This window comes from Streptomyces sp. W16, from assembly GCF_033194735.1.
Classification (GTDB): domain Bacteria; phylum Actinomycetota; class Actinomycetes; order Streptomycetales; family Streptomycetaceae; genus Streptomyces.
The window spans coordinates 1-24,738 of record NZ_JAWOAI010000086.1 but is presented as its reverse complement, the minus strand read 5'-3'; the positions used below and the strand labels follow the sequence as shown (position 1 = coordinate 24,738).

General features: G+C 68.8%; 20 protein-coding genes. 8 read left to right on the top strand and 12 right to left on the bottom strand.

Annotated elements, in window-relative coordinates; translation table 11 throughout:
• From R6V09_RS14435 to R6V09_RS14415, 5 genes are all read right to left on the bottom strand, one after another.
• A partial coding sequence (locus R6V09_RS14435) for a CoA-binding protein (RefSeq protein WP_317881794.1) occupies positions 1-900 on the bottom strand: 900 nt, incomplete at its 3' end.
• Complete coding sequence (locus R6V09_RS14430) at positions 897-2,471, bottom strand: FAD-dependent monooxygenase (RefSeq protein ID WP_317881793.1); 1,575 nt, start codon at positions 2,469-2,471, stop codon at positions 897-899. The genes R6V09_RS14430 and R6V09_RS14435, both read right to left, overlap by 4 nt.
• A gap of 4 nt (positions 2,472-2,475) precedes the next feature.
• Positions 2,476-3,288, bottom strand: a complete 813-nt coding sequence (locus tag R6V09_RS14425; protein WP_317881792.1) for a fumarylacetoacetate hydrolase family protein — start codon at positions 3,286-3,288, stop codon at positions 2,476-2,478.
• Complete coding sequence (locus R6V09_RS14420; RefSeq protein WP_317881791.1) at positions 3,285-4,373, bottom strand: cupin domain-containing protein; 1,089 nt, start codon at positions 4,371-4,373, stop codon at positions 3,285-3,287. Before R6V09_RS14420 ends, R6V09_RS14425 begins: the two co-directional genes overlap by 4 nt.
• A gap of 310 nt (positions 4,374-4,683) precedes the next feature.
• The gene (locus R6V09_RS14415) at positions 4,684-5,484 is read right to left on the bottom strand and encodes a PaaX family transcriptional regulator (RefSeq protein WP_317881790.1); all 801 of its coding nucleotides are present in this window, start codon (positions 5,482-5,484) and stop codon (positions 4,684-4,686) included.
• Between the two features lie 423 nt (positions 5,485-5,907).
• Here R6V09_RS14415 and R6V09_RS14410 point away from each other — a divergent pair, with 423 nt between their 5' ends.
• Together R6V09_RS14410 and R6V09_RS14405 are read left to right on the top strand one after the other, a co-directional pair.
• Positions 5,908-7,356, top strand: a complete 1,449-nt coding sequence (locus tag R6V09_RS14410; RefSeq protein WP_317881789.1) for an aldehyde dehydrogenase family protein — start codon at positions 5,908-5,910, stop codon at positions 7,354-7,356.
• Between the two features lie 176 nt (positions 7,357-7,532).
• Complete coding sequence (locus R6V09_RS14405; RefSeq protein ID WP_317881788.1) at positions 7,533-8,639, top strand: NAD(P)-dependent alcohol dehydrogenase; 1,107 nt, start codon at positions 7,533-7,535, stop codon at positions 8,637-8,639.
• A gap of 78 nt (positions 8,640-8,717) precedes the next feature.
• On the opposite strand, the gene R6V09_RS14400 is transcribed toward R6V09_RS14405, so the two are convergent.
• Entirely contained in the window at positions 8,718-9,185 is a 468-nt protein-coding gene (locus R6V09_RS14400; protein ID WP_317881787.1) for a MarR family winged helix-turn-helix transcriptional regulator, read from the bottom strand.
• A gap of 105 nt (positions 9,186-9,290) precedes the next feature.
• On the opposite strand from R6V09_RS14400, the gene R6V09_RS14395 reads away from it, so the two are divergent.
• The 4 genes from R6V09_RS14395 (at position 9,291) to R6V09_RS14380 (ending at position 13,810) form a co-directional block, all read left to right on the top strand.
• Positions 9,291-9,920 (top strand): NADPH-dependent F420 reductase, encoded by a 630-nt coding sequence (locus R6V09_RS14395; protein WP_317881786.1) that lies wholly within the window; start codon positions 9,291-9,293, stop codon positions 9,918-9,920.
• Positions 9,921-9,929: 9 nt separating this feature from the next.
• Complete coding sequence (locus R6V09_RS14390) at positions 9,930-11,111, top strand: luciferase domain-containing protein (protein WP_317881785.1); 1,182 nt, start codon at positions 9,930-9,932, stop codon at positions 11,109-11,111.
• A 125-nt stretch (positions 11,112-11,236) separates the two neighbouring features.
• Positions 11,237-11,842 carry an ester cyclase gene (locus tag R6V09_RS14385; protein ID WP_317881784.1) on the top strand — a complete coding sequence of 202 codons (606 nt, stop codon included), beginning with the start codon at positions 11,237-11,239 and terminating at the stop codon, positions 11,840-11,842.
• A gap of 363 nt (positions 11,843-12,205) precedes the next feature.
• Positions 12,206-13,810 carry a GMC family oxidoreductase gene (locus R6V09_RS14380; protein WP_317881783.1) on the top strand — a complete coding sequence of 535 codons (1,605 nt, stop codon included), beginning with the start codon at positions 12,206-12,208 and terminating at the stop codon, positions 13,808-13,810.
• 125 nt (positions 13,811-13,935) lie between these two features.
• Here R6V09_RS14380 and R6V09_RS14375 read toward each other — a convergent pair whose 3' ends face one another.
• The gene (locus tag R6V09_RS14375; protein ID WP_317881782.1) at positions 13,936-14,871 is read right to left on the bottom strand and encodes a catalase family peroxidase; all 936 of its coding nucleotides are present in this window, start codon (positions 14,869-14,871) and stop codon (positions 13,936-13,938) included.
• A 35-nt stretch (positions 14,872-14,906) separates the two neighbouring features.
• Positions 14,907-15,353 (bottom strand): hypothetical protein, encoded by a 447-nt coding sequence (locus R6V09_RS14370; protein WP_317881781.1) that lies wholly within the window; start codon positions 15,351-15,353, stop codon positions 14,907-14,909.
• A gap of 543 nt (positions 15,354-15,896) precedes the next feature.
• Between R6V09_RS14370 and R6V09_RS14365 the strand changes: the two genes are divergently transcribed.
• Positions 15,897-18,218, top strand: a complete 2,322-nt coding sequence (locus R6V09_RS14365) for an ATP-binding protein (RefSeq protein ID WP_317881780.1) — start codon at positions 15,897-15,899, stop codon at positions 18,216-18,218.
• Between the two features lie 99 nt (positions 18,219-18,317).
• Here the strand turns inward: R6V09_RS14365 and R6V09_RS14360 are convergent, their stop codons facing one another.
• From R6V09_RS14360 to R6V09_RS14350, 3 genes are all read right to left on the bottom strand, one after another.
• Entirely contained in the window at positions 18,318-20,183 is a 1,866-nt protein-coding gene (locus tag R6V09_RS14360) for a pectinesterase family protein (protein ID WP_317881779.1), read from the bottom strand.
• 471 nt (positions 20,184-20,654) lie between these two features.
• The gene (locus R6V09_RS14355) at positions 20,655-21,665 is read right to left on the bottom strand and encodes an aldo/keto reductase (protein WP_317881778.1); all 1,011 of its coding nucleotides are present in this window, start codon (positions 21,663-21,665) and stop codon (positions 20,655-20,657) included.
• 88 nt (positions 21,666-21,753) lie between these two features.
• On the bottom strand, positions 21,754-22,566 hold the full coding sequence (locus tag R6V09_RS14350) for an alpha/beta fold hydrolase (RefSeq protein ID WP_317881777.1): 813 nt from the start codon (positions 22,564-22,566) through the stop codon (positions 21,754-21,756).
• 428 nt (positions 22,567-22,994) lie between these two features.
• On the opposite strand from R6V09_RS14350, the gene R6V09_RS14345 reads away from it, so the two are divergent.
• A complete protein-coding gene (locus R6V09_RS14345) occupies positions 22,995-23,993 on the top strand; it encodes a LacI family DNA-binding transcriptional regulator (protein ID WP_317881776.1) in 999 nt (332 codons plus the stop codon).
• A 78-nt stretch (positions 23,994-24,071) separates the two neighbouring features.
• Here the strand turns inward: R6V09_RS14345 and R6V09_RS14340 are convergent.
• Positions 24,072-24,738: glycosyl hydrolase family 95 catalytic domain-containing protein (locus tag R6V09_RS14340; RefSeq protein ID WP_442810049.1), on the bottom strand; the 667-nt coding region annotated here is incomplete at its 5' end.

The following is a 24,738-nucleotide window of genomic DNA, read 5'->3' as shown; positions in this document are numbered from 1 at the left end:
GACCGCCAAGGCACCCACGGCGTCGACCAGTTCACGCTCGTCGTCGACCAGCACCGCGCCCGCCTGGGCCAGGGCGGCCCGTGTCGTGCGCCAGGACGTGGCGAGGGCTCCCGTGTGCGAGGCCGCGAAGGCACCGACGTCGTGTCGGCCTACGACCAGGGCGACGACCGGACGCCGCGCGGCGAGCCGACGTACGCTCGCGACCAGCCGAGGGCCGTCGGGCACCGACTCGATGTGCAGGGCGACGGCACCCGTCTCCGGGTCGTCCGCCAGGTGGTCCAGGACGTCGGGCGCCGTGATGTCCACACCGTTGCCGAGCCCCACAGCAAGGCTGAGCCCGTGTCCGGCCTCGGTCAGTGCGAACGCCAGGGCGTGGTTGACACCGCCGCTCGCCGCTACGACGGCTACCTTCCCGGGCCTGACCTGGGCCACTCCGGGGACGAAGCTGGCGATCACTCCCGCGTGGGGTGCGAGGAAACCACTGGTGTTGGGGCCGAGCAGCCTGATGCCCGTGGCCCGGACCACCTCGGCGAGTCGGCGCTGGTACTCGACGCCGGGCCCACCGGCTTCGGCGAACCCTCCGCCGCAGATCACCGCGGCACCCGCCCCGGCGGACGCGGCCTCGGCCAGCACGTCGGGGCAGGCCGCCGCCGGAACGCAGATCACCGCGAGGTCGACGGGCCCGTACTTCGCCGCCTCGGCGACCGAGCCGTACATGGTGTCGTCGCGGCCGTTGACGAGCGCCAGGTAGTTCCCGACGTCGGCGAAGCCGGACAGCGAACGGGCCATGGCGGCACCGAGCTTCCCGGCGTTGCGTGAGGCGCCGACGACGGCGATGCCGCGCGGGGCGAACAAGGACCGGAGACCGCTGCTGACAGCGGTGGGCAGAGTGCTGGTCACCGGGCGACTCCCACCAGGTCGGCGCGACCGGAGAGCACCTTGGTCAGCGCAAGGTCGCGGTCGGGTTCAGGCTCGACCGACAGGACCGAGAGGTTCTCCCGCATACGGGCCTGCTCACAGACAAGGGTGCGGGTGAGCGGCGTACCACCGTGCACGGCCACCAGCTCCGGGCCGTCCGGATCGGTGAGTTCGGCGAGCCGCGCGAACACCTCGGGCAGTCCGGCCTCGGTGTCAGGAGCTTTCAGGAGCGCTCCCCAGCCGCCGCCGGCGACCGGACCGGCCGACAGCGGCAGGTCGGGCGCTCCCCGTACGGCGACGGGCGTGCCCCCGGCGTCGGTCACGACATCGACGAGCCGGCCCGGCGTGCTCCAGTTGGCGCCGGCGAACGGCGTCTCCAACGGCTCCGTCCCGTGCTCGGTGATCCAGCCGCCGTGGCTGGAGGCGACGAACTCCGGTGCCCTACGGGCCAGTCGGGCGTCGCCGATGCTGCGGGTGAGGAAGTGGTAGGCGAACTGCCACGGCCGGAAGGTGTCGTAGTAGCGGCCGAAGTGTTCCCACCAGGCCAGGCTCGGACGTGCCGAGTCCTGGATCTTCCGTACGGAGGGCTGGGCCGTCCGCTCGTAGGCGGCGAGCGCCGCAGGCAGGTCGCCGGGATGGTCGGTGAGGGCACGCGCGAGTTCCACCGCGTCCTCCATCGCCATCTTGGTGCCGGAGCCCACGGAGAAGTGCGCGGTGTGCACGGCATCGCCGAGCAGGGCGACCGGCCGGGGATCGAGCGTGTGCCAGTAGCGGGTACGCCGGGTGCGGAAGTTGCCCCACCGGGAGTTGTTCGTCAGCAGTTGCCTGCCCTCGATCTGCTCGGCGAACAGCTTCTCCAAGTACTCCTTGGACTTCAGGTCGCTGGCGCCGGGCGGCTGGGTGACATCGAACTCGTCCAGCCCGGCGCGCCGCCAGGACTCCTCGTCGGTCTCCACGATGAACGTCGACACGGAGTCGGAGATCGGGTAGCCGTGGACCGCGAACACGCCGTCCGGACTGCGCTCGTGGACGAAAGTGAGCCCGTCGAAGAGGTAGTCCGTGCCGAACCAGATGAACTTCGCCGTGGCTGTCTCCACCTCCGTGCCCAGGTCGGGGCCGAGCTCCTCGCGGATCTTCGATCCGGCTCCGTCCGCGGCGACGACGAGGTCGTAGCCGTCCAGGTCGTCGAGCGTCACCTCGGTGGAGAACCTGAGGCCGGCTCCGACGTCACGGGCCCGCTCCTGGAGCAGGAGGAGCAGCGTGCTCCGTACGACGGCAGCCATACCGTTTCCGCCGCAGCGGACGCGTTCGCCCTTGAGTCGGACCTCGATCTCGTCCCAGTGCCGGCCGTGCTCGGTGAGCGCCTCGCGCAGGACCGGATCGGCCTCGTGGATGGCCTCAAGAGTGCGGTCGGAGAATACGACTCCGAAACCGAAGGTGTCGTCGGCGCGATTGCGCTCGAATACGGTGACCTCGGCAGACGGATCGGCCTGCCGCATCAGAGCGGCGAAGAACAGCCCGCCGGGCCCACCGCCCACCACTGCGATACGCATGGTGTCACTGCTCCTTGACCAGGATGTTGCTCAGTTCGCCGACACCCTCGATCCGGGTGACGAGCTTGGAGCCCTCGGCGAGGTAGCGGGCGGGCTTGCGCGCGTGTCCGACGCCGCCTGGGGTGCCAGTGGCGATGATGTCGCCGGGGACGAGGGTGATGATCTGCGAGATGTACGCGACGAGCGCGGCGGCGTCGAAGACCAGGTCGGCGGTGTCGGCCCGCTGCACTGTCTCGCCGTCGACCTCGCAGGAGATCTCGCCGGGTTCGGCGTCGGTCACCAGCCACGGACCGACCGGAGTGGAGCGCTCGAAGGTCTTGCCTTGCAGCCACTCCAGCGAGCGGTACTGGAAGTCGCGGGCGGTGACGTCGTTGACGACGGTGTAGCCGGCGATCGCGGCGGCGGCCTGTTCACGATCGGCGTGGCGCACCTCGGCCCCCACGACGACACCCAACTCGGCCTCCCAGTCGACCTGTTCGGATCCGGCGGGCAGCACGACCGGGTCGTACGCGCCGACCAGGGCGCGGGCGAACTTGGCGAACAGCGCCGGATACTGCGGCAGTTCGCGGCCCATCTCCAGGATGTGGGTGCGGTAGTTCAGCCCCACGCAGAAGATCTTCTCCGGGTTGGGGACCAGAGGCGCGTAGTCGAGACCGACCGGGTCGTGCCGGGGCCCGTCGGCGGTCCGCGCCGCGTTCCGCCAGTCGGGCCGGGCCAGGAAGGCGCCGAGGTCGACGGCACCGAGTTCGACTGCGGCGTCCTCGTCGACACGGACGGCGGCGGTGCCGGAGGCGGTGCGGATGGTGGCGAGTTTCACGGGGCGACAGCCTCTCGGGAGGTGCGGGCGAGGCCGAGGGCCTCGAAAACGGGATCGTCGGAGAACCGGAAGGCGTCGAGACCAGTGTCGGTCCGGAAGGAGAGGCCCGCCCAGGAGGGCACCGCGAACAGGTCGCCCTTGCCCACCTCGTAGGTGTCGTCGCCGACGGTGACGGTGCCGGAGCCCTCGAAGACCTGCCACACTGACGAGCCGGCCGTACGGGTAAGGGCCGTGCGGGCACCGGAGCGCAGTCGGTGCATCTCGCAGCGCATCGTGGACAGGCAGTCACCGGCGGTGGCCGGGTTGGTGAAGCGGACCACGGCGTGGCCGGGCTCGACGACGCCGGGGTGCCCTTCGTCCTCCAGCTCCAGCTGTGCGGCGAGGGCGGCGTCGGTGTGTTCCCACCGGTAGGCCATCAACGGCGACGCCTTGGGAGCGGGGGCTCCTACGGGAGTGAGGCCCGGGTGCCCCCACAGCCGCTCGTTGCGCGAACTGTCGGGGGTGGCGCGGGTGGACAGCTCGTCGGGGCCGAACTCGAAGAAGCCGGCGTCTATCTGGCGCACTAGCGGGATGTCCAGGCCGTCGATCCACGCCATGGGGCTGTCGGAGGTGTTGTGGTGCTCGTGGAAGTGCATGCCGGGGGTGAGCAGCAGATCGCCGCGTCGCATGGCGACCGGGTCGCCCTCCACATTGGTCCACACGCCCTCGCCGTCCACCACGAAGCGGAACGCCGTCTGCGTGTGCCGGTGCGCGGGGGCCTCCTCGCGCGGGCCGAGGTACTGGATCGCGGCCCACAGGGTCGGTGTGGCGTAGGGCGTGCCGGGCAACCCCGGGTTGGCCAGGGCGATCGCGCGGCGCTCGCCGCCACGGCCGACGGGAACGAGCTCACCGGCACGCTCGGCCAGCGGCAGCAGGGTCGACCAGCGCCAGAGCATGGGCACCGCGTCGGGGCGGGGGCTGGTGGGCATCAGCCCGCCGATCTGGGTCCACAGCGGAGTCATGTGGGCTTCGGCGAAGCGGGCGTACAGATCGTCGAGCTGGGCCTTCTCTTCCTCGGTGATCTCCGGGAGCTGGGCTGTCGTCATGCGATCGTCGCCTCCTTACGAGAGGTGCGAGAGGTACGAGAGTCATGGGTCGCCGCAGCGGTCAGGGCCGTGTGCGGGCGGAGCGCAGGACCGGCGTCGAGCGGGGTGCGGCGGTCCTGGTCACGGCGTCGCGAAGGGCCGGGAGTGCCGCACTGGCGCTGAGGCATGAGCGTCACGCTCCTTGCCGTCCGGGCCTCGTCGTGGCGGCGTAACGTGACCGCCATGACGAGGTAACACCAACGTACGACAAAAATGCGACGGTCGTCTAGAGGTTGAAACTAATCGAGATGCTGAGCCCGTGCGGCGCAGATCAGGCCCTGCTGATCAACTCGTCTATGTACGTCTCGGCGGGATGCCGAAGAAGTCCGTGCGCCTCAAGGAACACGTCGTGGGCCAGGCGCCCGTGCCAGCCGGTCGGCAGGAGTTCGGGCGGCAGGTCCGGGTCCCGGAACGGGAAGAGCCGGTAGTCGTGGATCAGCTGCATGCGTTCCGTCAGGGCCGCCGGCCCGTGAAGCGCCCCGGCCCGGTACTCGGTGAGCCGCGGGCGGTAGATCTCCAGGAGTTCGGCGTAGTCGCGGTTCAGTTTCTCCAGTTCCCAGGCGCGTCCGGCGATGTCCCGGTCGGCCTCCAGGCCCTTCGATCGGGAGCGGAAGGTGTCCAGCTGTACGGCGGGGGTGTCGGCGAAGGTGTGCAGGACCTGGTCGGTCCGGTCGTGCGGGCTCAGCCAGATCGCCGAGGAGAGAGGGCCGAAGCCGAACCAGGCGAGCTTCTTGCGCAGTTGCTCCCGTAGGGTGCGCTCGGTCTCCGGGACCGAATAGACGATCATGTGCCACTGGCCGTCCCAGGGGCCGCGGGCCCGCTGGAAGATCCGGGCGCGCCCCTCGTCGAGCAGTTCCCATGCCGTGTCGGTGAGCGCGTAGACGGTTTCCCGTCCCTCGCGCCTGCTGTCCAGCCACCCCTCCTTGCGCATCCGGGTCGCTGTCACGCGGACCGTCGCCTCGGGGACGTCGAAGCACTCCATCAGCGCGATGAGCGCACGCAGTCGGACCTCGCCACCTCGGTAGCGCAGATAGTCGCCGAACAGGTCGAACACCAACGACCGTGCCTTCATGCGTATGACCTCCTGCCGACTTGATCCGGTCACGACCTGTGGGGTGGCGTGTGGTTCGCGCACGGCCGTGATCACCCTGCCACAACGCGTGGACAGGCCTCCATGATGCGACTATCAGCGTCCTCCAAATGACTCATCCTGAAAACGAGCGGCGTAATATTGACACTTGAGATGTGGGTCACGATGATGACTGCAGACCCGGTGAGCTCCGCCCGTCCGCAAGTTCGGCTCCCGAGTCCGAACGGTCGGCACAGGGCCGGATCTCCGAACCGCGAGTTCGGAGGAAGCAACGAAGCCGGCTCGGAGCCGTACTGAGCCGCATTCCCCGACGCTCCATGCTCCGCATCCACCCCCTCCCCGTGCGGGGCAGCCAGTGGCCGTCGGCAGCAGAGCCGTCAGACAGCATCTGAAGGGACTCAGATCATGACCGCGACCCCCATTCCACGGGTAGGCCACCTGATCGACGGAGAGATGACCCCCGTCGGCGACCTGCGTGACGTCCACGATCCCGGGCGCCTCCAGGACGTCGTGGCGCAGGTGGCCGTGGGAACCGTCGACGACGTCGACCGCGCCGTCCGGGCGGCCCACGGCGCCTATGCCACCTGGCGACAGACCCCGGCGAGCGAGCGCGCGGCCCTGCTGATGGCCGCGGGTGACCTGCTCACCACCCACTCCGGGGAACTCGCTCCCCTTCTGGTGCGGGAGCACGGCGGTGTGCTGTGGGAGGCCCAGACCGACTTCGCGCTGGGCACCGGAGTGCTCCAGCACACGGCGAGTCTCGTCGAGGACTTCTTCCGCCCGGTGCAGTACGACGACGAGCAGAGCTTCATCAGCGTGGAGAAGGTGCCGCGCGGTGTCGTGGCGGCGGTCGTCCCGTGGAACATGCCGGTCGTCCTGACGATGATGAAGCTGGCGCCGGCGCTGGCGACGGGGAACACGGTCGTGCTCAAGCCCTCGCCCTTCGCCCCCGCCGCACTGACTCTCCTCCTCCAGCGGGTCGCCGAGCTCTTCCCGCCGGGCGTGATCAACGTGGTCCACGGTGAGGGCGACGTCGGCGCCGCCCTCACCGGACACCCGCTGGTCCGCAAGGTCGGTTTCACCGGAGGGACACTCACCGCGCAGAAGGTCATCCACGCGACCGCGGACACCATCAAGAACGTCACCCTGGAGCTCGGCGGAAACGATCCGGCGATCGTCCTGGACGACGTGGACATCGACGCCGCGCTGGAGCGCATGCTCAAGGGCGTCTACACGAGGTCCGGGCAGATCTGCTTCGCGGTCAAGCGGATCTATGTCCCCCGCGGCCTCTACCAGCGATTCTCCGACGCGTTCTGCGAGCGGGTGGACGAGTACGCCGTCGGTCACGGCCTCGACCCGGCCACGAGCTTCGGGCCGCTGAACAACGAGGCCCAGCACAAGAAGGTCACCGACCTCCTGGACAGGACCAGGAACTCCACCGCGCGGCTCGTGGAACTGGGTCGCAAGGTCGACGCCGACTCGTGGAACGACGGCTACTACGTCCTGCCCCACGTCGTCCTGGACGTCGAGCACGAGGCCCCCGTCTCCTGCGAGGAACAGTTCGGGCCGGTCGTCCCCCTCATCGCCTACGACGACGAGGAGCAGGCGGTGCGCTGGGCCAACGACAGCGCCTACGGCCTCGGCTCGTCGGTATGGACCACGGACCCGGACCGCGGCCTTGCCCTGGCCCGCCGGATCGAGGCCGGCAGCACCTTCATCAACACGCACTCCTTCGAGTCGCTCGATCTGCGCATGCCGTTCGGCGGAATCAAGGAGAGCGGCATCGGGCGTGAGTTCGGTACGGCGGGCATGTCGGAGTACGTCGAGGACCACGCCATCCGCCGTCTGAAGTAGTCCGACGTCCGGCCTCCCGCGCGGAAGGCCAGGCATTGGCGCAGTCTCGCGGCACCCGCTGTATCCGCCGGTGGTGCCGTCCACAGAAGATCACCTGTCGGAACCCGCCCGGCCTCGCCCTTCCGCGACGACGGGCCGGGTGTTCGACCCCGCACACAGCTTGGAGTCCGATCACCATGACCACGATCACCGCCGCCGTCGCGCGGGTGCACAAGGCACCTCTGACCGTCGAACAGCTTCAACTCGACGACATCCGGGACAACGAAGTGCGGGTCAGGATGGTGGCCACCGGTGTGTGTCACACCGACTTCATCGTTCGGGACGGCGTCTACCCCACTCCGCTCCCGGCGGTGCTAGGCCACGAGGGCGCCGGTATCGTCGAGGCGGTCGGGAAGACGGTCACCCGGGTCAAGGCCGGCGACCACGTGGTGATGTCCGCCGCCTACTGCACCCACTGCACGGAGTGCCTGGCCGGCCAGATGGCCTACTGCGAGAACCTGTTCACCCAGGACTTCGGCGGCCGTCGTGACGACGGCTCGACCGCGCTGTCCGCCCAGGATGGGACGGTCGTCTCCTCGCACTTCTTCGGTCAGTCCGCGTTCAGCACGCACGCCAACGTCGTCGAGAGCAGTGTCATCCAGGTCGATCCGGCCGCGCCGCTGGAGACGTTGGCGCCGCTCGGCTGCGGTATGCAGACCGGCGCAGGGTCCGTCCTCAACGAACTCCGTCCGCCGGCCGGATCGTCCTTCGCGGTCTCCGGCGCCGGCGCGGTGGGCCTGGCCGCGATCATGGCGGCCCGTGTCGCTGGCTGCACCACGATCGTCGCGATCGACCTCCACGACTCCCGCCTCGAACTGGCGAAGGAGCTCGGCGCCACCCACACGATCAACGGCCGCAGTGCTGATGTCGCCGACGAATTGATGCGGATCACGGGCGGCAGGGGCGTCTACAACATCCTCGACACCACGGGCATCCCGGGAGTGCTGGCTCCACTGGTCGGCGCACTGTCCATCCGGGGGACTCTGGCCCTGGTGGGAGCAGCGGCTCCTGGCACTGAGGCGCCGTTTGAGATCGGGCAGTCCCTGGTGAAGGGGTGGACGTTCAAGACCATCGTCCAAGGGAGTTCCGTACCCCAGCTGTTCATCCCGCGCCTGGTCGAGCTGTACGAGCAGGGGCGCTTCCCCCTCGACAAGCTCATCCAGCACTACAAGTTCGACGACATCAACACCGCTTTCGCGGACTCCGAGTCAGGTGTCACTGTCAAGCCGGTGGTCGTCTTCTGACCTTTGGAAACCGCCTGCCCGGTCGGCCGGGGCATGACGCACGTGAACGTCAGGTTCCCGGTGTCCCGGCGCGCCGCGTCATGGCCGCCGGGGCAGCCCGGACGCCGCCTCCCGGACGTGGTCCAGTGCCGTGTCCAGTGCGGCCAGGTCCTGCGGGGTGAAGCCGTCGAAGACCTTTCGCAGGTTGCGGGCGTGCACGACGGCCGCCCGGTTGAGTACGTCGTGCCCGGTGGCGGTGATGCCCGCGTAGGAGACGCGCCGGTCGGTGGGGCACGGGCGCCGCTCGACGTATCCCGCGATCTGCATCCGGTCCACCAGGCGGGTCACGCCACTCGTGGTGAGGGCGATCTGGTCGGCCAGGGAACTCATCGTGAGCTGTTCCCCCTCCGAGCGGGCCAGCCGGATGAGCACCTCGAACCAGACGTGTGGGAGCCCCGTCTCGGACTCCATGGCCGACCCGAGCCACTGCTCCAGTCGGCTGTACGCCTCGGCCAGGCGGCCGAACGTGGTGATCAGAGGGTCGTCGATGGGAGTCGCGGAAGGCATGGTGACAATCCTACCCGGTAAAAGGTTGTTGAGTCAGATATTGCTTCATCAAACATCGATGGTTACTGTGTCAATATCTGACTAGTCAACGAACTGGAGGCTGTCATGCATGTCGCGATCATCGGAGCGGGCAACGTGGGCTCCGCTCTCAGCAAGGCCGCGGTAACCGCCGGACACACGGTGTCCGTCTCGGCGACCAGCCCGGAGAAGGCCGCTGCGGTAGCGGCCGAAACGGGAGCGCGTCCCGCGGCGAACAACGTGGACGCCGTGACCGGCGCCGACCTCGTGGTGCTGGCCGTACCCGGTAGCGCGGTGACCTCCGTCGCGGACGAACTGGCGCCGGCGGTGAGCGGCAAGATTGTCGTCGATGCCACCAACCCGCTGAACGCGACCTTCACCGACCTCGACATCGAGGAGACCGCGGCCGCGCAGACCCTCCAACGGCACCTGCCGAACACGCCCGTGGTGAAGGCCTTCAACACCGTCTTCGCCGGACGCCTCGGCAACCCCGTCGAGCAGGGCGTTCCGTTGCACCTCTTCTACGCCGGCGACGATGCCGACGCGAAGAAGAACGTCGCGGAGTTCGCATCCTCGCTCGGCTTCGCGCCGATCGACGCGGGTGGGCTGCGCATGGCCCGCGCGCTGGAGGAGATGGCCTTCCTGAACATCTCGCTGAACGCGTCCCAGGGCTGGGCGTGGCAGTCCGGGTGGGCACTGCTCGGCCCGACCGGCTGAGGGGAGTCCATGATGACCACGGACGCCGACATATCGAACTCCCCGTTCGGGGCGCCGGTCGCGGTGACCCGGGGCGACGCGGTGACTCCGCTCGTCGTGCTGCTGCACGGCCGCGGCTCGCGCGAGACCGAGATCATGGCGCTCGCCGACGCGTTGCCACCTGAGCTGTCGTACGCCGCCGTACGCGCACCCCTCGCGGAGGGGCCCGGGTTCGCCTGGTTCGCCAACCGCGGTATCGGCCGCCCGGTCCCGGAGTCCCTGCGGACGTCCATGAACTGGTTCAACGCCTGGCTCGACGGGATCGCCCCACCCGGTCGTCCCGTTCTGCTCGTCGGCTTCAGCGGCGGCGCCGCGTTCGCGGGCGGGCTGGTCCTGGACAACCCGGAGCGCTTCGCCGGAGCGGCGATCCTCTACGGCACGTTGCCGTTCGACGCAGGGGTGCCCACGGTGACCGCGCGACTCGCCGGAGTGCCGGTGTTCGTCGCCCAGGGCGAGCACGACCGTGTCATCCCGCGTGAACTGCTCGACCGCACCTGGCGTTACCTGATCGAGGAGTCCGGGGCGCCGACGATCGCCCGCCGGGACCCCGTGGGACACGGCATCGCCACCAGCGCGTTGGCGGAACTCGCGGGCTGGCTCGGGGAGCGTGCTGACTACATAGCCCGTCATGGATTTCCCGGCAGAGAGCCGGCGCGCTGGCCGGCTCTCCCCGAGGGGCTTCCCGACCGCGCCGGGCCGAGGCCGCGCGTCAGCGTGGCAATTCCCCAGCAGCAGTTGACCGACAACTCGCAACCGGAACTGCAGGAGAAGTTGTTCGCCCGGCTGAGCGCGCTCGTCGGCGTCGACACCGACCAGTCGGCGATATCCGTGCCGGGTGCGCGAGGCTTCATGCTCACGCAGGCCCTCACCACCGGTCCTGCGGAGGCATTCCTCGTGCCAATGGCAAGGGAGTTCGCTCACCTGCACCCCGGACACGACGGCTCGCTCCACATCGCGCTGCCGGTCGGCCTGGCGGCCGACGCGATCCGGCACGGCTGGGCCGTGGCTCATCCGCTCGCCGGGATCAGGCTCACTCCGGGCATGGTGCTGGTCTACGGGCCCCGCGACGAGCGCGAACTCGACGTCGTTACCGCGATCGTGAGCACCAGTCACGCCTGGGCCGCGGGGAAGTTCACCCCGGCCGCCGCCTAGCAGAGCGTCGGGGATTCCCGCACACACCCACATTCCGGCCGGGCCGTCACGGCCCGGGTCCTGCCTCCGGAGGTTCACCGTCAGCGCTTGTCACGAGCGCTCATCACGAGAATTGAGGACTCACCATGGAGCGTCGTTCCATGCTCAAGGGTGGAGCCGCCGCCGCGTTCGGTGCGCTCGCCATCACCGCTGTGACGAGCGGGGAAAGTCTGGCGCAGGCTGCCACGCAGTACCCGGGTCTGCTCCCGGACCCGGCCACCACGCCAGTGCCGAACCCGCCCTACCCCCACAACCTGACCCGTGCCGAGCGGAAGCACCTGGAGACCTTCGACGAGCTGGACTTCGAGGTGTTCACCCACGCCGACTGGGCACGCCTGGGCGAGAGCCACGCGCAGAACATCCGCGTGCACTGGCCCGACGGGCACTACACCGACGGCATTGACAAGCACATCGAGGACCTCGCCGCCCTGTTCGTGTGGGGGCCCGACACACGGATTCTGTCGCACCCCCTGCGGGTCGCGAAGAACGAACTGACCTGTGTCACCGGCGTGATGGAGGGCACCTTCACCCGCCCCATGCCCGACGGGAACGGCGGCTTCATTCAGCCGACCGGCAAGAAGTACGCCATCAACATGGCCACGGTCGGCATCTGGAACCGCCGAGGAACCATGGACGAAGAGTTCCTGTTCTGGGACAACCAGGCCTTCTATGGGCAGATCGGCCTCGGCTGAGCCGATGAGCGCGAGGCGGCCCGGGATCGACTGGGTCGGCCTCAACCGCAACGCGTAGTTGGTGGCGGGCCGTGGTGAGGATGCCGACTTCGGCTCCGAGAACCTCGACCGGCCGCCGGTCCGATTGCGGACTCGTCGCGAGGGTGCGGACGGACCCGAACGGCGAGGAAATCAGCGAAAAGACATACCGTCACATTCTTCCTGACATCGAATCGATGTGCGTGTGGCTCCGGTCAGACCGTCCGGAGCCACGCGCTGCAATCGGCGGCGGGCGAACCGCCGCTCTCCGAACGCGGTGTCTCCGCCCCATGTCTCCGACTCCCGGAGTCAACGGGTGAGCCCGCAGGCAAGGAGTGGTTGTCCATGTCTCATCCCCACTACGTCATCGTCGGTGCCGGTACGGCCGGCCCCGTCATCGCGGCCCGACTCACCGAGGACCCCACCGTCGACGTCGTCCTCTTGGAGGCCGGCAAGGAGAACACCTACGAGGCCAGCCGCACCCAGGGCGCCTTCTTCGCCCTCCACGGCAGCGAGGCCGACTGGCAGTACGAGACCACTGCCCAGCCGGGCATCGGTGGTCGTTCCATCACCCACCCGCGCGGCAAGGTCGTCGGTGGTTCGTGTGCCCTGAATGTCGGTGCTTGGCTTCGAGGCACCCCCGGTGACTACGACGTCTGGAGCAAGGAGGGTGCTCATGGCTGGGACGGAGCCGAGGCCCTGCGTGCGTACCTGCGCATCGAGGACACGGACCGTGGCCCCTCGCAGTGGCGAGGCTCCGGCGGTCCAATGACCCTTTCCGACCTGCCCTCGCCCACCAGTCTTCCCGACGCCCTGCTGGACGGCTTCACCGAAGCGGGCTACGGGGCACGTGGCGACAGCGCCGGTGCCACCCCCTACGTCGCCGACCGGTTCCAGAGCATCTTCAAGGCCCGTACCCGGCGAACCTCCGCCGATGCCTACCTCGATGAGGAGGTACGCGCCCGTCCCAACCTGCGAATCGTCACCGAGGCGCTGGTCAGCAAAGTCGTTTTCGACGGCGCCCGCGCCACGGGCGTCGTCTACGAGAAGGGTGGCACCGAGCACACCCTCGACGTCGAGCGCGAAGTGATCCTGTGCGCCGGTGTCATCAACACCCCGCAGCTGCTCATGCTTTCCGGCGTCGGCCCCGCCGCGCACCTGCGCGAGCACGGCATCGAGGTCGTCGCGGACCTCCCCGGCGTCGGCGGGAACCTGCACGACCACCCCGTCGCGCCGGTCGTCGCGCTCGCGCCCTCCGGTGTCGGAGGCTCCTATCAGGGAAACCCCCTGTCCGACGAGTCCTTGGCCCAGTGGCGCCTGGACCGCACCGGCCCCACCGCCTTCTTCTCCCAGAATGGAGTCGGCTTCGTCGCCCGCACGCCCGGCTCGCCCGTGCCGGACTACGAACTGCTCTTCGATTACAACCCGGACATCAGCGACGACAGCCCGGTCGCGGGGGCCACCGGTGGCGACCAGCGCAGCGGCTACAAGGTCTGGGCGGTGCTGCTGCACCCCAAGAGCCGTGGCACCCTGCGCCTGGCCTCGGCCGATCCGCATGACAAGCCCGTCATCGATCCGAAGTACCTCAGCCACCCCGACGACCTGCCGGACCTCGTCGACGCGATGCGCCACGCGCAGAAAGTCACCCAGTCCCCGTCGCTGGCTCCGTACACCGAGGCGGTCTATCCCGCGATCGGTGCCCCCGACTCCGAATTCCACGAGGCCATCCTCAAGACCATGTACACCACCTACCACCTCGTCGGGACGGCCCGGATGGGAGACCCGTCCGACGACAGGACCGTGGTCGACCCACAACTGCGGGTGCGCGGTGTCACGGGGCTCCGTGTGGCGGACGCCTCCGTGATCCCCTCGCTGATCAGCGGTCACACCATCGCCCCCAGCATCATGATCGGTGAACGTGCCGTCGAGCTGATCCGCGAGACGAGCTGACCAGGGGGCGAAGATGAGTTGTTCGCCGTGACGCGGGTGGATATACCGATCACGCGGGCCGGCCGGGTGGGCGACCTCAGGTCGCCCACCCGGGTGTGTTCATGCTGGCGCTTTCGGCGAGCGGATCACTTTCCGTCGGCGCGGCGTTCGTAGGACACCGAGTAGGCGTGGCTGCGGAAGGACAGCACCGGGTCGTCCGAGAGTTCGATGCCGGGGGTGATGCGGGTGGGGTCGTAGACCTGTGCGGCCCAGTGGTCCTGATCGGCCACCGGCGCGGTGATCTGCAGCCGGCCCGCGACGATCTCGGGGCGGTCGGCGGGCCAGGGTTTCGTCGGGTCGTCGGTGGGGTCGCCGTCCTGACCCAGCTGGACGCGGAGAGTGAAGCCGACGGGGCCGTCGACGAGGCGGCGGAGAAGTTCCTCGGCAAGGTATTCGGGGTTCTTGCCCGCTGCCTCTTCCTCGGACAGTTCCTGCAGACCGGTGTCGGGTTCCCAGCGGTACCGGACCGGGCGGCGCCTGCCGTGGGGGTCCACCCAGACGAAGGCGTGGACGGCCCAGTACCGGGCGGTGCCGTAGCTGACAGGGATGGGCATCCGGGCCGCTTCCTGCAGACCGGCGGCGGCCGAGGGGTGGGCCGCGGTGTACGCCTGGACCTTCTTCGGGTCGGGTGCTCCGGTGCCGGGGTCCTTCTCCAGGGCGTCGAGCAGTTCCAGGAACTGCTCCGGGGTGGCGGCGAAGAACACCGGGATGTTGACGGAGACGAGGTCGGTGCTGGTGTCGTCAGGGAGGAAGAAGCGTACGGCCAGACCGCGGCCGGCCCTGATGCCGTCGGGCACCGTCGGGTTGGTGTTGGAGTTGGAGAAGCGCACGACGACAGGCGTCCGGGCGGACTGGAGGTGGGCCGCGGTGGTGAGGGAGGCGGCTTCGCCGGAGGGGGTGAAAGTGGCGTCGAAACACAGGCCGCGGGCGTGCACGCGCCGGTGGCCGGGGTATGTGCCGCTGACGCGCTCGATGGCGTCGACGGCAGTGAAGGCCAGGGGCGTGGGGGTGCGTTCGCTCATGGTGGGAGTGTAGAAAGCGGTGCCTACGCCTTTCGTCAAGACCGGGAGCGGGGTTCGGAGTTGTTCTCGCGGGCCCGGCAGCCGCCGTGGAAGGTGAGAGAGGCGAGATCGTGAAGGTCGGCGCACGCGGGCAGGAGAACATCGCCGCGTGTTCGAGTGACCGGTCGTTGGCTCTGAGCGTGTCGGCCGCCCTTGCGGAGAGCCTTCGCGTACGCGGCTGGGCCGAGGGAGTGGGTGACCGTTTCCTCGGAGGGCGTGTGGTACTCGGCCATCCGCGGGTCGATCGTGGTGATGGCGGTGATGGCGGTGCCCGCGTCGCGCCAAAGGGCCTGTGCGGCGCCCATCAGCAAAGCCGCCTGCTTGTGACCACCTTCGGAGGCGCTGGCCCAAGCGAGCAGCTCCAGCATCTTTGCGATCCCGACGTAGTCGTTGAAGTCCTGCATGCTGTTCAGCGCGCCCATGCTCTTCGCCCTGGTCGCCACCTTGTCACCGCATTCCCAAGCGCCCAAGCCCACTGGCGGTGCACGGCGGGCCGGCAATAGGGGATCGGAGAGCGAGCCGGATGTCGGCATAGGGCGTGACGTAGCAGGCGGCGATCAGGTCTGCGCTGTGATCGGCGTGCAGATGCGAGATCCAGAACGTGTCCAACTCGTTCAGCAGAACGTGTTGTTGTGGCTGAGCCGGCGTCCCGCTGCCCGCATCCACCCATACCCGCGTGCTCCCGCCGGACGCCAGGTGGACGGAACAAGGGTTGTCCACACTCGGGTACGGCGTTGCGCAACCGAGAACCGTAAGGCGGAGAAGCTCGCTGGTTATCTGCGGAGTCCGGAGTCCCTGATCCACACATTATTGACCATTTCTCGGGGCGCGGCCCAGAGAGGAACCGTGGCCGAGGAAGGGGCAGCCCGCATCTTCGGTTCCTTGCGCGGTCGCGCGTCCGCAAGTTACATCTGTCCCCTTTGCCTGTTCTTGGTATGCCTTGCGCGAATGTTGTGTAACTTTCAACAAGAGATGGTCTGGAGCGGGTGTCCTCAGAGGACGGACAGGCGGACGTGGACGTGAAAGGCATGGTCGTGGAGTCGGGGAATCTGCCCGCGGCGTTCACCAGTTTCGTTGGCCGACGGCACGAGACCGCCGAGATCCGCCGACTGCTGGGTGCGGGGCGGCTGTTGACGCTCACCGGAGTGGGCGGAGTGGGCAAGACACGACTGGCATTGGAGACGGCCCGTACGTTCGGTAAGGCGTTCCCGGACGGGGTGTGGCTGGTGGACCTGGCCTCCGTGCACGACCCGGCGGCGGTGACGGCCGTCGCGGCCGGCTCCTTGCGGATGCCGGACCTCGGTGTCCGGCCCGTCGTAGATCAACTGGCCGCCTATCTCACGCGGCAGCGGGCTCTGTTGATCCTGGACAACTGTGAGCACCTTGTCGACGCCTGCGCCGGGCTGGTCCAGGCGCTTCTGTCGGCCGCGCCGGAGCTGTGCATCCTGGCAACGAGCCGCCACACGCTCGGTGTGACCGGCGAGTACGTCCTCGCCGTACCGCCACTTCCACTGGACGAGGCGGTCGCGCTACTGCGGGACCGGGCCACCGCCGTCCACCCCGAGTTCGCCGTCAGCCCCCCGAACCAGACCGAAGTGGCCCGGCTCTGCGCCGACCTGGACGGATTGCCGTTGGCCATCGAACTGGCCGCGTCCCGGCTGCGGGGCCTCACTGTCGAGCAGCTTACAGAGCGGTTGGAGGACCGGTTGGAAGCCCGGTTCGCGCTGCTCGGCGGGGGCAGCCGGACTGCCCCGCGGCACCAGCGCACCCTGCGCGGGATGATCGACTGGAGCTATGAACTGTGCGTCCCGGCAGAGCAGTTGCTGTGGCGGCGGCTGTCGGTCTTCGTCGGCGGGTTCACGTTGGAGGCGGCCGAGGGTGTCTGCGCGGGGGACGGCATCGACCGGCGCGAGGTGGCGGATCTCCTCGACCGGCTGGTGGCCCAGTCCGTTGTCCTGACCTGTGAGGTGGAGGGCCGGCGCTACCGGCTGCTGGAGATCGTCCGACGGTACGGACGGGAGCGGCTCACCGAATCCGGTGAGGAGCGCGAACTGCGGCTGCGCCACCGGGACTTCTTCCTCGCCCTGGCCGAGCGCATCGACCGGCACTGGTACCGCGCGGGTCAGGTGGAGAACCTCGCCCGGTTGCGCGTCGAGCACGCCAACCTGGTCGCCGCCCTGGACTGCGACGAAGACCCCCGGGCCGGGCTGAGGTTGCTCGCGGCGCTGTGCTGGCACTGGTGCGCCGGAGGCTTCCTCAGCGAAGGGCGCCGCATGTTCGAGCGGGCGCTCACGGCCGCACCCGAGCCCACCCCGGAGCGCGCGCAGGCGCTGCTCGCCGCGATCTGGGTCGCGCAGACCCAGGGCGACCTGGCGACGGCCGACCGGTGGCTGGACGAGGCCGGAGCATTGGGCGAGTGGCTGGGCGAGCCCGCGGTACGGGTCCAGGTGGCCGGCTTCCGCGGAGTGTCGGCCCACTACCGGGGACGGCCGGCGGAGGCCATCGAACGCTACGCGGAGGCGCTGGCCGCGATGACGGCACTGGGCGACGAACGCCAGTCGGTGTCCTGGCTGATCGCCCTCACCTGCGCCCAGGCCTACGCCGGGGATCCAGGAGTGTCCGAGACCAGCAGCCGGATGATCGCCGCCGCCGAGGCGAGTGGCGAGCGATGGGGGCATGCGCAGGTGCTGATGGCACTGGGGCACGACGCCTGGACCTGCGGCGACCGTGAGAGGACCGAGGCTCTGGCCCGGTCCGCCCTGGAGTACATGCGTGGCTTCGACGACTACGCGATGGTCGCACGGATGCTGGAACTGCTCGCCTGGGCCACCGCCGTTGGCGGCGCGCATGCGCGGGCCGCCGGGTTGTTGGGTGCCGCGGACGTGCTGTGGAGGGACGCCGGCAGTTCCGTCGCCGCGTTCGGGCCGCAGATGACCGCTCACCACGAGCGTTGCGAGCAGACGGTCGTCGCCGCGCTGGGGCAGGCGGCCTACGCGGTGGCGTTCGCGGACGGCGGCGGTCACGGCGGCCCCGGCCGGGCTGTCGCCTTCGCCCTGGCCGACAGGATTGACGCCGACGCTGACATCGATGTCGATACCGCCGATGCCGTGTCCCCGTTGTCGCGCCGGGAGCGGGAGGTGGCCGCGCTGGTGGCCAAAGGTCTGAGCAACCGGCAGATCGCCGCCGAGCTGGTGCTGTCGCCACGCACGGCCGACCGTCATGTCGAGAACATCCTGGCCAAACTCGGCTTCAGATCACGGGCCCGGATCGCGGCCTGGTGGACGGCCGGCCAGGTCTCCACGTCGTAGAAGCAGGGGAGCGATCAGTTGGGGCCCGGATGTTCCGGGCCCCACCCTGTCACCGCTGTTGTCCTTCGGCCGGAGTACCGGATTCCGGGATGACTGGCCTCAGGAGACCGGGTCCCATCCGTCGGTGCCGGCCAGGTACTTCTGGGCGGTGTAGTCGGCTGCCTCGGAGTCGGACATCTGCGGCGCGTTCGCGCCCGTACCCGCACCTGGACCGGTGTTCTTGTACTCCTTGAACCGGGCCGACGTCCACGAGTAGTCCGTCGTCATGTCGGTCCAGGGGTGGGCCGCGGTGATGCCCGAGTTCACCGTGGTGTCGCGGACCACCGTCTGGGGGGAGGCGTCCGCCGTGTTGTGCCAGGGTCGGCCCAGGTACATCGTGTTCGCCGGCACGCCGTTGGTGTAGATCGTGCTGCCGGTGATGAGGATGCCGTACTTCTTGCTCTTGTCGGTGTTCGGTGCCAGCACCGTGCCGCCGACCCAGTTGACCATGGCGATGTTGTCCCGGTCGAACACCGCGGTGGCGTTGCCGAAGATGAAGTCGACCGAGCCCTCGATGTAGCTGCCGACGAAGTACTGCCGCTCCTGGGCGGTGGCGACCGGCGACTTGGCGAGGATCGTGTCCTGGCGGCTGATGATCCGGTCCTGGGTGAAGGTCTGCCGGTCACCCTCGGCGGCCAGCGCGACGGCCTGGGTCGAGTACGCGTCGACCTCAGGGTGGTTGGCCGGGGCGAACGTGTTCTGGATGGTGACGTTCGCGACCGTGACGCCGGTCGCCTTGATCGTGGCCACGGCGCTGCCCTCGGTGCCGTACGGCGCGCCCGTCGCGGGGTTGGTCATCCCGTGGGCCCGGTCGGCGGTGATGACGACCTTGGAGGCGTCGGTCGTGTCCCCCTTTATGAACAGGTTGGCCTTGCTCGCCGGGACGGTGATCGCCTCGTGGTAGGTGCCCGGCTCGATGAGGACCGTGTACTGGAGCCCGTCCGAGGGGACGGCGTCGATCGCGGCCTGCACGGTGTCGTAGTCGCCGGAGCCGTCGGCGGCGACCACTATGGTGTCGTCGTCCGTGAGGTGGCGCCTGCTGGAGTATCCCGGGTAGCCGTTGGCGAGCATCATGACCTGCGCGTAGTCGCGTGCGACGTTCAGCGCCTGCTCGACGATGTCACCGAACCCGTTGCGGAACCAACCCGTCAGCGGGATGGGGGTCTGGTCATTGCCGGCGAGCTGCACCGCGCGGAACCGCTCGCTCAGCGTGCCCCAATTGGTTTCCTGGTCGACGAGGTGGGAGTCGAGCGTGGTGGAGTCGGAGTACGAGTCGTCACCTGTGGAGCCGAACCCGTCCTGGGCGATGGTGTCCTGGATACCGCGGAATCGTGTGGCCTCGGAGATGAACTGGGCGAAGTACACCGCTGCCGCGGCCATCGCCTGGCTGCTGGAGGCCTTCCACAGACTCAGGGCGTGGGCCTCGGTCTGGATCCGGCCGAAGACCATGGCCCCACGGTCCAGCCCTCCAGCGAGGTTCTCCAGGCTGCGGTAGTCCGCTCCCGAGGTCAGCTGCTGGGCCTGGGGGTCTGCGACCGGGATCCGTGCCTCGGTGGCCGGACCGATGTAGTGGTAGTGGTTGTTGCTGTCGAACCAGCCCACCAGGTACATGTCGCTGGTCCGGAACCGTAGGCGCAGCTGGTGCCCGTCCTCGGTCACAATGATGGCCTCGGTGTACCCGAGGGCGTTGGGGTTCGTGTGATCGACCAGGTCGGTGGTGCCCGCGACCGTGTTGTCCACGTCCTGTGCCTCGAAGTCCACGTTGGCGCGGATCTGGCTGAGGAACGAGAGGTAGTTGGCGGTAGTCGCGCCGTTGTCGGTGTCGAGCCGGAAGACCGGCGTGGTCTGCGCGGCGGCGGGAGAGGCGGTGACCAGTGCACCGGCCAGGGCTCCGGCAAGGATGGCGGCGGATGTCACGGAGGCCATGAGGGTCCTCAGCCATCTCGGTCGGCCGACGTCGTGATTCAGGAGCGCGGTCGTCACTGGACCCCCTGCTTGTCTTGGACAGCCATCAATTTCCTTGGTTTCCTTCTGGCATTCCGTGGGGGGCTGTTTCGCCAAGGGGAAGTGCATTCCCCGTAGAACGCGTGGTGATTGGGAAATCGAAGGCTGCCACGGCGGGTTGGCGGTCGGCGTGCGCAGTACTACCCATTTCTGTCATGGGTACATGACGCCGGTTGTCTCACCTGGGTCCCGCGAGACGCACGCTGTCGGCAAGGGGCGCGTGCTGGAGGTGGACGCGGTCCTCGTGGTTCCGACGGAAGATCTCGGCGCGGTTGCGTACCCACGAAAGAAGAGGCAGGGGTGGCCTGCCTCTTCTTCAGGGAGTTATTCACCGGCGGCGGGTGCACGCTCCGGGCAAAATACCCGGGCATTCACGATGGGACGGCGTGTCTGTCACGCGGGAACTGGTGCGTCCTCGGGAAGGATTCCTTCGCTCTTCAGCTCCTGCCAGAGCTCCGACGGTACGGGCGCGGACATGAACTCAGCGTTCTCGCGGGCCTTTTGCGGGTACTTGGCACCGGCCAGGACGGTGGAGACCACAGGGTGAGCGGCGCCGAACTGGAGTGCCGCTGCGCGGATATCGACGCCGTGGCCGGCACAGATCCGCTGGATGCGGTCGCGTTTGGCGATCACGTCCGGTGCGGCCTGGGCGTAGTCGTAGTGGTTTCCGCCGGCCAGGATGTCGGAGTTGTAGACACCTCCGAGCATGACGGGGACGTCGCGCGCGGCACACAGGGGGAAGAGCTCGTCGAGTGCCGACTGCTCCAGAAGCGTGTACCGTCCGGCGATCTGGATGACATCGGGGTCCGCCTCCTTGAGCGCCCTGATGCCGGGCTCGACGACGTTGTTGCCCAGACCCCATGCCTTGATGACTCCTTGGTCGCGCAACTCGGCGAGAGCGCGAAAGCAGCCGTTCAAGGCGACGTCGAACTGCTGCTCCCAGGCGTCGCCGAGGTGATCGGAGCCGAGATCGTGCACGAAGACGATATCGATCTCCGAGATGCCCAGCCGCTGACAGCTGTCCTCGACCGAACGCATGGCGGCGTCGTAGCCGTAGTCCACCTCGATATGGAAGGGCAGGCCTTCCTTGAAGATCAAGGACTCGCTGGCACCGGGCCCTTGCCCGTGCACGGTCTGCTTCGTGGGGTCCACCTGGGTGCGGACCAGTCGTCCCACCTTGGTGGCGAGCATGAAGTCCTGACGAGGACGACGCCGCAGGAAGTTACCGAAACGGTGCTCGGCCAGGCCCAGACCGTAGCCCGGAGCCGTGTCGAAGCACCGCACATCTGTATCCCAGACGGCGGCCAGCGTCGCCTCCGCGGTCTCGTCGTCCACGGGCGCGTACATGTTGCCCAGGGAGGCGCCGCCAAATCCCAGGGGCCCAAGGGGCCTGTATCCATTCATTTTCGAATGACCTTTCCGTGCAACCGGGTTGTCGTATGGAGGGGTTGTGATGCGTGACGAGGCGCGAGGCCGTCGCCGCGGTCGCCGTTCACGCCGGCAGCGTGCGCACGAAGTTCAGGACTTCCTGGGCCAACAGGGCGGGAGCGGATTCGGCCGCGTCATGCCCCTGACCCGGCAGGTCCACGAGCCGTGCGTCCGGGAGCGCCTTCTGGAAGAGCCGCGTGCCTTCCCTCAGCCAGTCGGGGCTGTACTCGCCCCTCAGCGCCAGGGTCGGGCAGGTGATCCTCGCGAACGGGGCGCGCTCGCTGTCGAACGCGTCCAACGCACGCATCTCACGTGCCCAGGTGGGAGCGAACGTGGTGCGTATCTTCCACGCGGGGCTGCTCCGGAACGCGGAGATGTCCTCCTCGGGAGCCTTTACAAAGGCACGCATTCCAAGAGCGAGCGCTTCATCCAGGTCGCCGTCCGCCAAGAGGCCGTCGTACGCGGCCAGAGCTTCCTCACCGGCGACGGGGCCGGGAGGAAAGAAGGGGGGCTCATAGAGGATCGCGGCTACGGGGATGTGGTCCAGGGCGAGGCTGCCGCAGAGGAAGCCGCCGAAGGAGTGGCCGAACAGGATGGCGTTGGGTCCCGCCAGTTGCAGGACGGCCGTGACGTCGTCCCGCTCCCGCTCGACGGTGTAGTGGGCGGCGTCCCCGCTGCTTCCATGACCGCGGCGGTCGATGGCATAGGTGGTCATGTGGTCCGCCAGGCCGTCCGCCACCCTCTGCCAGTCCGCAGAGGTGCCGAGGGAGCCGTGTACCAGTACCAAGGGGCGACCTCCTCGACCCGTGACGGTCACCGAGATCCGGGTGCCGTCGGTAGAGGTGACGAAGGTCTGTCGGGAGTCTGCTTCGGTCATCAATCGTTCCTCTCACGCTGCGGATCCGCGGGAGCGGGCAGTCGGTGCGGCCAGGGTGTGGTATCGAAACGATGCCAACATCGTTTCGATGTAGATGATAAACCGCTTGGCAACCCGTCGCGGTTTCGCCCGGAATGTTCTGTCGCGGGGTGAGAGGGTTCCGTGGTCGAGGGGAGCCGCTCGGAGACGGAGATCCGCAGGCTGCCGCCGTTGAGAGGGCGAGGGGTGACGGCCGACGGCGTCGTATGTACCCCCGATGATCCGCAGGGGGTGAGACCGACGCGGCGCGATGGTCGTCATCCGACGCAGCAGCCTTGTCACCGGGCCTTTCGTCCTGTTGGCTTGCGGCGGAGTTTCGAGTGGCAGCTCAAAGGCGAGGCGTACGAGTGACAGTTCGGGGCGGCACGCGCGCGGATGCGCAGTACGGTTTGCTCACCAGCATCGCCGGCGAGGCGGGAGTGTCGCTCAGCACCGTGTCGAAGGTCGTGCACCGGCGTGCCGACGTCGGAGCGGCGACCCGGGCCCGGGTCGAGGACCTGCTGGCACGCCATGGGTATGTCCGCCCGGGAGAACCTGATCCCGCGGCGTCGCGCCAGATCATCGCGGTGTTCCGTGACCTGTCGGGGCCGTACACGCTGGAAGTCGTCCGTGGGATCGTGGACGCGGCGGACGAACTGGGCCTGGACGTGGTGACCGGGACCACCGGTCACCGTTCGATCTCCCAGTGGCTTGAGGAGTGCGTGGCACTCGACGCGGCGGGCCTGATCATCGTGATCTCCATGCTGGCCGAGGAAGACCAGCGCCAGATCGTCGAGCGGCGGCTTCCCGTAGTGCTGATCGACCCGCTGAGCGCACCGACCCACGACATTCCGAGCATCGGTGTGACGAACTGGAGCGGAGCCAGGGAAGCGGTACAACACCTGCTGGGCCTCGGGCACACCCGGATCGGCATGGTCGCGGGCCGTTCGCACTCGCTGGCCGGGGCCGCGCGACTGCACGGCTACCGGGCCGCTCTGGAGGAGGCGGGGATCGCGTACGACCCGGCGATCGTGCGCTCGACCGATTTCGACTTCGAAGAAGGGCTGCTCGCCAGCCTGCAGATCCTGCGCTCCGCGAATCCACCCACCGCCGTCTTCGCGGCGAGTGACGCGCAGGCGCTCGGCGTCCTGGAAGCGGTCCGTCAGCACGGGTTCAGCGTTCCCGAGGACCTGGCGGTCATGTCCTTCGACGACACCCTCGTGGCGGCCATGGCCTGTCCGCCGCTGAGCGCGGTGCGCCAGCCGTTCGAGGAGCTGGGCGCCGAGGCCACCAGGGTGCTCGTGCAACTCGCGGAGGGTCGACCGCCCGCGTCGTCCCGGATCGAGCTGGCTACGGAACTCGTACTGCGCACCTCGACGTCGGTGCGCAGCCGAGTCGATCCCCAGTGAGTGACCGCAGGGCGCACGCGTCGCACCGTTGCGGCTGTCCCGGGGGCGGGCGTCCCGCGTCCGCCCGCCCCTGAAGCCTCAGGCCAGCGGGACGGTCACCGTGGTGGGGACGTGCGGCAGCAGGTGTACGGTCTGTCGCTGGTCCGAGCCGTCACGGCACACGAGGACGATGTCCCGCTCTAGTGGGGACGTGAGCACCACCTTCGCGAGGCCCTCGGACACATCCCACGTCAGCTCGTCGACGCCGACCCCGGCGCGCGTGGCGAGGCCGCGCAGGCTGCCGGACCGCCACTCCGGGGGCCGGGCCGGCAGGAGTTCCACGATCCCGGGGCGGGAGTCGAGGAGCATCTCCACGACCACGGCCGGCAGACAGTGGGCGGCGTCCGCGTTGTAGATCTCCAGATCGGGGTTGTGCGAGGTCATCAGTGACCGGAAGACCATGTTCCGGCCGACGATCTTGAGGACGTTCTCCTTCGCCGTTTCGCTGTCTTTCAGGCGGGCGGCGACCAGGGCGCGGTGCAGGCTGCCGTGCGCGGAGAGGTTCTCGTCACCCCGTCGCAGCAGGGCTTCGCGGGCGGCGGCGGCCAGGTCCGGGGTGTCGTCCGGGGTGATGTCGTGCAGCGGCCACACCGGGTAGAGGTGGCTGATGTGCCGGTGCGCGTCGGCGGTCTCCAGCCCGGGCCACGCCCACTCGGCGAGCGCCCCCTGCCCGTCGACGCGGTACGGCGGCAGCCGCTCCGACAGC

Bases quoted from the DNA above. Each gene is read 5' to 3' on its own strand.
- R6V09_RS14430 (WP_317881793.1), bottom strand. From the start codon at position 2,471: ATGCGTATCGCAGTGGTGGGCGGTGGGCCCGGCGGGCTGTTCTTCGCC.
- R6V09_RS14420 (WP_317881791.1), bottom strand. From the start codon at position 4,373: ATGACGACAGCCCAGCTCCCGGAGATCACCGAGGAAGAGAAGGCCCAG.
- R6V09_RS14415 (WP_317881790.1), bottom strand. From the start codon at position 5,484: ATGAAGGCACGGTCGTTGGTGTTCGACCTGTTCGGCGACTATCTGCGC.
- R6V09_RS14410 (WP_317881789.1), top strand. From the start codon at position 5,908: ATGACCGCGACCCCCATTCCACGGGTAGGCCACCTGATCGACGGAGAG.
- R6V09_RS14405 (WP_317881788.1), top strand. From the start codon at position 7,533: ATGACCACGATCACCGCCGCCGTCGCGCGGGTGCACAAGGCACCTCTG.
- R6V09_RS14400 (WP_317881787.1), bottom strand. From the start codon at position 9,185: ATGCCTTCCGCGACTCCCATCGACGACCCTCTGATCACCACGTTCGGC.
- R6V09_RS14395 (WP_317881786.1), top strand. From the start codon at position 9,291: ATGCATGTCGCGATCATCGGAGCGGGCAACGTGGGCTCCGCTCTCAGC.
- R6V09_RS14390 (WP_317881785.1), top strand. From the start codon at position 9,930: ATGATGACCACGGACGCCGACATATCGAACTCCCCGTTCGGGGCGCCG.
- R6V09_RS14385 (WP_317881784.1), top strand. From the start codon at position 11,237: ATGGAGCGTCGTTCCATGCTCAAGGGTGGAGCCGCCGCCGCGTTCGGT.
- R6V09_RS14380 (WP_317881783.1), top strand. From the start codon at position 12,206: ATGTCTCATCCCCACTACGTCATCGTCGGTGCCGGTACGGCCGGCCCC.
- R6V09_RS14375 (WP_317881782.1), bottom strand. From the start codon at position 14,871: ATGAGCGAACGCACCCCCACGCCCCTGGCCTTCACTGCCGTCGACGCC.
- R6V09_RS14360 (WP_317881779.1), bottom strand. From the start codon at position 20,183: ATGGCCTCCGTGACATCCGCCGCCATCCTTGCCGGAGCCCTGGCCGGT.
- R6V09_RS14355 (WP_317881778.1), bottom strand. From the start codon at position 21,665: ATGAATGGATACAGGCCCCTTGGGCCCCTGGGATTTGGCGGCGCCTCC.
- R6V09_RS14350 (WP_317881777.1), bottom strand. From the start codon at position 22,566: ATGACCGAAGCAGACTCCCGACAGACCTTCGTCACCTCTACCGACGGC.